The organism is Streptomyces sp. URMC 124 (assembly GCF_051386455.1).
Lineage (GTDB): Bacteria > Actinomycetota > Actinomycetes > Streptomycetales > Streptomycetaceae > Streptomyces.
In genome coordinates this window covers 1-242 of the sequence record NZ_JBPQTS010000618.1, presented here as the reverse complement: position 1 = coordinate 242, position 242 = coordinate 1, and the positions used below count along the sequence as shown (strand labels likewise).

The following is a 242-nucleotide window of genomic DNA, read 5'->3' as shown; positions in this document are numbered from 1 at the left end:
TACTTATTCTATTTATGCAGCCCCGAGTTGGTCAGCCTGATCACGGGCAGCAGCTCGATTCTGCGGTTCGTCTCTTCATGATACAGCCAGCCGTCTTGAACGTGGTCGACAAACAGGATTCCGTTCAAATGGTCAATCTCATGCTGCATGCATCGGGCCAGATAGCCCTCTCCTTCCAAAATGACCGTCTCGCCCTGCCGATTGAGCGTCTTCACCTTCACGTGGTCCGCCCGCTTCACATA

1 protein-coding gene is annotated in these 242 nt (G+C 53.3%); it reads right to left on the bottom strand.

Features of this window, described 5'->3' with window-relative positions; all coding sequences use genetic code 11:
* Positions 1-8: 8 nt before the first annotated feature.
* Positions 9-242 (bottom strand): peptide deformylase (locus ACSNOG_RS33910; protein ID WP_436756504.1); only part of this gene is annotated, 234 nt, incomplete at its 5' end.